Origin of the sequence: Dyella sp., from assembly GCF_036384435.1 — a bacterium.
In the GTDB taxonomy this organism is placed as follows: Bacteria; Pseudomonadota; Gammaproteobacteria; order Xanthomonadales; family Rhodanobacteraceae; genus GSA-30.
Map to the genome: position 1 here is coordinate 59,128 of NZ_DASVMI010000074.1, position 7,113 is coordinate 66,240.

A 7,113-nucleotide genomic window follows, 5' to 3' on the forward strand; every position below is an offset into this window, starting at 1 on the left:
CGGGTTTCCTACGTGGCGGCCGTATAGGGCAAAGGATAAGCGGCGCGCGGGAAAACTTCGATGGCTTCCGGATAAAGCCGCCCGCTTTGCGGGCTGTAAAGGGTCGAGCGGGCCGCCAGGCGGCCTGCGAAGAGGAAGAGCCGACCCCCGTGACAGGCATGGAGCTCTCCCTCTCTACTGCTTACCGTTCGCGCAACCAGCGACTTCACAGCCGCCGGAGGCGACGGCTTCACCGGCCGGTAAACAACCGCGTCAGCCGCTTGAAGAAGCCCATCTTCTGGGAAGCCTGAGCCTCTGCCGGGTGCTTGGCCGCGGTGGCAACCACCTGGCGTGAGCGGCTGCCGCCGTTGCCCGATGAGGGCTGCTCATTGCGCGGACGGCGCTCGGAACGCTCACCGGCGTTGGCGCTGACGTGGGCTGCCGACGAATTGGTCATGACCTCGCCATCCCGACGACGGCCACGGCCACCACGGCGGCGACGGCGCTTGCGCTCACCTTCCGCCCCCACCTCTGCACCGCCTGCGGGAGCCACAGCCACCGGCTGCGCCACCTGGCCCTGAGGCTTGCGTTCACCACGTTCGCGCCGCTCACTGTCACGCGAACGGCGACGATCCCCACCTGCACTGCCGCCACGACCGTTGCCGCCACCGCTACGCGAACGCCCACGCGCGCCCTCGCCATCGCGCGACACGACCTTGTCGCCGAACTCGGCGCTGTCGGCGGCCGACTCGGCGGCGTATTGCGCGTCGACCGCCCTGGGCTGGGGCATCACCAGCAATTCCGGCTCCATCGTGGCCACGGGAATGCGCTGGCCGATGTAGGCCTCGATATCCGGCAGGGACATCGCATACAGGTCGCAGGCGAAGCTGATGGCATCACCCTCGGCACCCAGGCGTGCTGTGCGACCGATGCGGTGAACGTAATCTTCGGCGTCCTGCGGCAGGTCGTAGTTGAACACGTGGCTGACTGCCGGGATATGCAGGCCACGCGCGGCGACGTCGGTGCACACCAGCATGTCGAGCTGGCCTTCCTGAAAGCGCTGCAACAGCTTCTGCCGCTTGAGCTGCGGTACGTCGCCGGAAAGCGCGCCCACCCGGTATCCCTGGCGCTTGACCCGGTCGGTGATACGTTCGGCAGCGGCCTTGGTGTTGACGAAGATGATGCTGCGCTCAGCCTTGGTGCGCTCAAGCAGGTTGAGCAGCAACGGCATTTTCTCTTCCTTGGAGGGGAAGTACACCAACTGGCGCACACGATCGGCGGTGACGTTATCGGTCTCCACCTCCAGTTTCTCGGCGTTATGCATGTGCTCGTAGGCCAACTCCAGCACGCGATGGCTGAGCGTGGCCGAGAACAGGAGCACCTGACGCTCCTCTCGCGCTGGCAGGCGGCGGAAGATAAAGCGCACATCCTTGATGAAGCCCAGGTCGAACATGCGATCGGCTTCATCGATGACCATGACTTCAACGCTGTTGAAGCCGAATACCTGCTGCTTGTAGTAATCGAGCAGGCGGCCGGGCGTGGCAATGATGATGTCGCAACCATCCTTCAGTTGCTGGCGCTGCTTGTCGTAATCGACGCCTCCATAGATCAGGGCGGTCTTCAAGCCGGTATGGCGACCGATGTTGCGCGCGTCCTTTTCGATCTGGATGGCCAGCTCGCGCGTCGGCGCGATGACCAATGCACGAGGATCGCTGTCCTTGCGCCCGGCGACCGCTGGCTGCGTAAGCAGCCGGTTCATCATCGCCACGAGAAAGGCACAGGTCTTGCCCGTACCGGTCTGGGCCTGGCCAGCGACGTCGCGCCCGGTCAGGGCCATCGGCAGGGTCAGTGCCTGGATCGGCGTGCAACGCGTGAAGCCAGCTTCCTCAAGGCCCTGCTGTAACAGTGGGTGGAGATCGAAATGGGTGAAAAAAGTATCGGTGAGAACGGTTTGGGACATGGATATAGGTAAGGAATCTGGGTGCGGACGGCCATTGGAGGCTAGCGTCCGGTCCCGCGGCGGTCATGGAAAGATGGCCCGGGACGGGTGGATTGAGGCGACGCCAGGCTACGAGGCGCCACATGGCGGGCATGGCAGCTCCGCTGGCATAGCTGAATAGATTCGACCATAAAAACAAAGACTTGCGAAAAAACTCGCAGCCAAATCCGCTCACCTATGACAACGGAGGCGACCGTTGCCGCCCTTGAATCGCTATCGCGGCGTCCTTAACTTACATGGGGTCAGAGGAAACTGCCTTCCAGGCAAGACCTCTCAAAAGACGACCCCCGCGCTTCAAAGGGCAGCCCAGTGTAGCCGATGCGGACGGTGTGGTCGTCAATCGCCCTTCTTAAATATTTCTGGAGACCTCGGTGAGCGACCTGATTACCCATGTGAGCGATGCAGCCTTCCAAAAGGAGGTGCTCGACTCCGACACGCCCGTGCTGCTGGATTTCTGGGCGGAATGGTGTGGCCCATGCAAGGCCATCGCGCCGGCCCTGGAAGAACTCGCCCAGCAGTACCAGGGCAAGCTGCGTATCGCCAAGATCAACATCGACGAGAACCAGCAGACGCCACGCAGCTATAACGTCCGCGGCATTCCGACCTTGATGATCTTCAAGAACGGCAAGGTCGAAGCCACCCAGATCGGAGCGGTCAGCAAGGGCGCGCTCGCCCAGATGATCGACAAGGCCATCTGATCCGGCCGGAGCCCGGTTCGACACCTGGTCGCCGGGCTCCACGAGGTACTCCTCGTTCGCGAGGCATGAATAAAGCGCATGCGCCGGCGCAGCGATTCGCGAACTTGCGCCGGTTTACGAGCTTTTTTGCCGCCAGGCGCTTTACGCCGCCGCGCGGCCAGTGATAGATTCACGGGGTCAGTCGGGACACGAAGCTGTCCCCCGCGCCTATGCGCCGACGACGCACCCACCCTCCTTCCTGCAATCAACGGCGCCCCACGAGGTTTGCCCGTGTCCGATATCATCGATACCAAAGACTCCCACGACGCCAAGAGCGCCGAAACCAAGCCGGCATCCGATACGCCGCGTCCCCGTGCGCCACGAAAGTCGGCAGCGGCAGCCGCCCAAGCGGCTGAAAAGGCCGCCGCAAGCGAGGCACCTGCCCCGCGCCCCGCGCCCACGGAGGCCCCGGTACAGACCAGTTTGCCGGTCGAACAGCCGGCCAGCCAGCCAGCGCCATCGGCCGGCAGCGGCGACGTATCCGCTCCACGCCCGCCGCAGGAGGCCCGCGAGGGCGGCCAGCCGCAAGGCGGTCACCACGGCCAGGGCGGCGGTTTCCAGAATCGCAATAACAACAATGATCGCGGTCGTCGCCGTGGCCGGCATGAACGGGATAACCGCGACAATCGCGGTAACACCCATCCCCAGCAGCGCCAAGGCAACAACCACCCGCGCAACAATAACGGCCTGCCGGTGGACGACGAATTCGCCGAGGCCGGTAGCAGCGACCGCCTGATCAACCTCACCGAGCTCAAGCGCAAGAACGCCATCCAGTTGCTGGAGTTCGCCGAGTCGCTGGGTGTCCAGGAAGGCGTGGCGCGCGCGCGCAAGCAAGATGTGATCTTCAATATCCTCAAGGCCCACGCGCGCTCCGGCGGCGGTATCTGGGCTGAGGGTGTGCTGGAAATCCTGCAGGACGGCTTCGGCTTCCTGCGCTCGGCCGACGAGTCCTACCTGGCCGGCCCGGACGACATCTACGTCTCGCCCAGCCAGATCCGTCGCTTCAACCTGCGTACCGGCGACTACATCACCGGACGCGTGCGTCACCCCAAAGAGGGCGAGCGCTACTTCGCCCTGCTCAAGGTCGATGACATCAACGGCGATCCGCCGGAAGCCTCGAAGAACAAGATGCTCTTCGAGAACCTCACGCCGCTGTTCCCTCGTAAGGCCTTCCGCCTTGAACGTGGCAATGGTTCGACGGAAGACATCACCGGCCGCATCCTCGACCTGGTCGCTCCGATCGGCCGTGGCCAGCGTGGCTTGATCGTCTCGCAGCCCAAGTCCGGTAAGACGATGATGCTGCAGAACGTGGCACAGGCGATCCAGTACAACCATCCAGACGTGCACCTGATCATGCTGTTGATCGACGAGCGTCCGGAAGAAGTCACTGAAATCGCACGCACCGTGCGCGCCGAAGTGATCAGCTCTACCTTCGACGAGCCGGCCGCGCGCCACGTGCAGGTTGCCGAGATGGTGATCGAGCGCGCCAAGCGCCTGGTCGAGCACAAGAAGGATGTCGTGATCCTGCTCGACTCGATCACCCGCCTGGCCCGCGCGTACAACACCGTCGTGCCAAGCTCCGGCAAGGTGCTCACCGGCGGTGTGGATGCCAACGCTTTGCAGCGCCCCAAGCGCTTCTTCGGCGCGGCGCGCAATGTCGAGGAAGGCGGCTCGCTGACCATCATCGCCACCGCGCTGACCGACACCGGCAGCAAGATGGACGAGGTGATCTACGAGGAATTCAAGGGCACCGGCAACATGGAAGTGCACCTGAATCGCCGCATCTCCGAAAAGCGCGTATACCCGGCCATCGACATCAACCGCTCCGGCACCCGTCGCGAAGATCTGCTGATCGATCCGGACATGCTCGCCAAGATCTGGATCCTGCGTAAGCTGCTGCATCCGATGGACGAGCTGGCGGCGATGGAGTTCATGCTCGACAAGATGAAGAACACCAAGTCCAACGACGAGTTCTTCAATTCGATGAAGCGCTGATGGTTTAGGTGCTACGTCAGAAAAAAGCCGGCCATAGGCCGGTTTTTTTCGTTTCGTTTCAATGCATGGATTCGATGGCCCAGCGCGAGGCGGCGGAGGGGCACAGGCCCGATCGCCCGAGCTCGCGTCAGAGGAGCCGATGTGTTTCCAGGCACTGGAGACTTGCCGTGATGCTCAGCTTCGCGCCCCCGGCTCCCATCTCCAGGAACCGACGCTCCCATCAAACGCGCAAACCCTCGCATCCGACCCGCCCCTCGAAGCCACCTTACGCCGGCCTTTCAGCTATTTACGGCGGAATCGGGAACAATGGGCGCTCCAGCCCGATTCCGTGAACTGCTACCCGTTATGCGCATCCTCCTGGTCGAAGATGATCCCCTCGTCGCCGATGCCGTCGTGCGCGGACTGTCCGCCGAGGGCTATGCGGTCGACCATACCGGCTCGGCCGAGACCGTGGCCGGCATGATGGAAGGGGCGCATTACGATATGGCCATCATCGACCTGGGATTGCCGGGTGAAGATGGTTTCGGCCTGGTTCGCCGCCTGCGCCGGGCGGGCAATGCGCTGCCTATTCTCATCGCCACCGCACGCGATGGCCTCGACGACCGCGTCAGCACGCTGGACCTGGGTGCCGACGATTACCTGGTCAAGCCGTTTGCCCTGCCGGAGCTTGCCGCCCGCTGCCGCGCGCTGATTCGCCGCGCCACCGCCGCGACCTCCAATGAACTCTCGGTCGGCCAGTTGCGTATCGATCTGGCCGGCCGCCGCGTGCTCGATCGCGAAGGACGCCCGATCGAATTGACGCGGCGGGAATGGTCGATCCTCGAATGCCTGGCCCACCACGGCGGGCGTGTGGTCAGCAAGGAACGCCTGATCCAGGCCATCGCCGGCTGGGATGAGGATATTTCCAGCAATGCCATCGAGGTGCACGTCTCGCGCCTGCGCAGCAAACTGGAAGGTTCGGCCAACGTACGCGGCATCCGCGGCCTCGGCTACCGTCTTGAAGAGGCTTGAGGCGTGGCTCAGGCGCCTGGGCGGCAGCCTGCGTGGCCGCCTGCTGATCTATCTGATCGGCCCCTTGCTCCTGTTGCTGGTGCTAGGTATCGCGGTAGATCACCGCGTGATGATCACACCCATTTCCAGCGCGTTTGATCGCTCTCTCGCGCGCGCGGCCACAGCCATCACCGCCAATATCCATCGCCGGCCCGACGGTGGCTGGGATGTACTGATGCCGAACCGGCCGCCTCCGCCGCCGCTGCGTTCGACTATGCACGAACAGTTCTTCTTTCGCGTCAGCACCCCGGATGGCCAGACCATTGCCGGCACGCCCGACCTGCCGATCATTCCCAACGCGACATCCGCGATTCGCGACATCGCCTACGGCGACATCATCTATCGCGGGCAGCCGCTGCGCGTGGTGAGTTATCGCACCGACGAAGCCGGTGCACCCTTGGTAGTCACCGCCGCTGAGACACCGCATCGCCGCGATCGCGCCATGCAACGCATGGATATCGCGCTGGGCCTCAACGACATCGTGCAGATGCTGTTGACCCTGGGCGTGGCGGTCGCCGGTATTGCCATCGGCTTGCGCCCGCTGCGCCGCCTGCAACATCGCATTGCCAACAGCAGTCCGCAGACGCTCGAACCGGTCACGCTGGACAACGTGCCCTCCGAGATCCAGCCCCTGGTGGATTCGCTCAACCACCTGCTGGCGACGGTGCGCGATTCCAGCCTGGCGCAACAGCACTTCCTGGCCAACGCTGCGCATCAGTTGCGCACGCCCCTGACCGGCCTGAAGGCGCAATTGGAAGTCCTGGCCCGGGAAGCGGCCGGCACGCCCATGAAGGAGCGTATCGAATTGCTGCACGGTGGCGTGGATCGGTTGGCCCACACCGCCAACCAATTGCTGGCACTGGCGCGTGCCGAACCCTCGGCGCATCGCGCCAGCCATTTCGGCAGCATAGATCTACCCGCCCTGGTCGGCGAGATCGTTGGCAGCTCGCTGGATCGAGCTCTTGAGCGTGGCATTGACCTAGGTGCCGAGCGCAAGCCGGTACAAGTGGTCGGCATCTACTGGTTGTTGCACGAACTGCTGCTCAACCTGGTGGACAACGCGTTGCGTTACACGCCCGACGGCGGTTGCGTCACTCTGCGCTGCGGCATCGAGGAAGGTACGCCTTTCCTTGAAGTCGAGGATGATGGGCCAGGCATCCCCCTTGCCGAACGCGAGCGCGTACGGGAGCGGTATTACCGCGGCAGCGGCAGCCAGGGCGATGGCACGGGCCTGGGACTGGCCATCGTCGATGAAGCCGCCAAGGCCCATGGCGGCCGCCTGCTGATCCTCGATGGCCGGCACGGCCGGGGCACGTGCATGCGCATCGAGTTCCCGCACGGGGCCCACTGACC

Annotated in this window: 5 protein-coding genes; 4 read left to right on the forward strand and 1 reads right to left on the reverse strand. The window is 64.0% G+C overall.

From position 1 onward, the window contains the following. Window positions 1-229 precede the first annotated feature (229 nt). Entirely contained in the window at window positions 230-1,939 is a 1,710-nt protein-coding gene (locus VF436_RS07005) for a DEAD/DEAH box helicase (RefSeq protein ID WP_330903290.1), read from the reverse strand. Between the two features lie 410 nt (window positions 1,940-2,349). On the opposite strand from VF436_RS07005, the gene trxA reads away from it, so the two are divergent. The 4 genes from trxA (at window position 2,350) to VF436_RS07025 (ending at window position 7,111) form a co-directional block, all read left to right on the forward strand. Then, the gene (gene trxA / locus VF436_RS07010; RefSeq protein ID WP_330903291.1) at window positions 2,350-2,676 is read left to right on the forward strand and encodes a thioredoxin TrxA; all 327 of its coding nucleotides are present in this window, start codon (window positions 2,350-2,352) and stop codon (window positions 2,674-2,676) included. A gap of 270 nt (window positions 2,677-2,946) precedes the next feature. Further along, window positions 2,947-4,710: a transcription termination factor Rho gene (gene rho, locus VF436_RS07015; protein ID WP_330903292.1), complete on the forward strand. Its 1,764-nt coding sequence runs from the start codon at window positions 2,947-2,949 to the stop codon at window positions 4,708-4,710. A 306-nt stretch (window positions 4,711-5,016) separates the two neighbouring features. Next, window positions 5,017-5,721, forward strand: coding sequence for a response regulator (locus VF436_RS07020; protein ID WP_330903293.1), 705 nt, complete (start codon window positions 5,017-5,019; stop codon window positions 5,719-5,721). Next, entirely contained in the window at window positions 5,708-7,111 is a 1,404-nt protein-coding gene (locus VF436_RS07025) for a sensor histidine kinase (RefSeq protein WP_330903294.1), read from the forward strand. Before VF436_RS07020 ends, VF436_RS07025 begins: the two co-directional genes overlap by 14 nt. Window positions 7,112-7,113 lie beyond the last annotated feature (2 nt).